The organism is Streptomyces sp. NRRL F-525 (genome assembly GCF_000716605.1).
Classification (GTDB): domain Bacteria; phylum Actinomycetota; class Actinomycetes; order Streptomycetales; family Streptomycetaceae; genus Streptomyces.
The window spans coordinates 1-340 of sequence record NZ_JNXE01000174.1 but is presented as its reverse complement, the minus strand read 5'-3'; the positions used below and the strand labels follow the sequence as shown (position 1 = coordinate 340).

Sequence of the window (340 nt, the reverse complement as noted above, 5' to 3'; positions counted from 1 at the left end):
CTGATGAGGACGGGACGGGCGCGACGCGCCCCGGGCGGGCCGACCGGGCCGCGCCGCCGCGGCGCGAGGAGGGCGAAGGCACGATGAGCACGCCGCTGTACCAGTTGAAGGCCGAGTTCTTCAAGACGCTCGGCCACCCGGCCCGCATCCGGGTCCTGGAGCTGCTGAGCGAGCGTGAGCACGCGGTGGCGGAGATGCTCCCCGAGGTGGGGATCGAGCCGGCCCATCTGTCCCAGCAGCTCGCGGTGTTGCGCCGGGCGAACCTGGTGGTGTCCCGCAAGGAGGGATCCACCGTGTACTACTCCCTGACCAGCCCGCAGGTCGCCGAGCTGCTCAGGGT

The 340-nt window shown here is 72.1% G+C and carries 1 protein-coding gene; it reads left to right on the top strand.

The features are described from left to right. Nucleotides 1-83: 83 nt before the first annotated feature. A partial coding sequence (locus OO69_RS48395) for an ArsR/SmtB family transcription factor (protein ID WP_033287432.1) occupies nt 84-340 on the top strand: 257 nt, incomplete at its 3' end.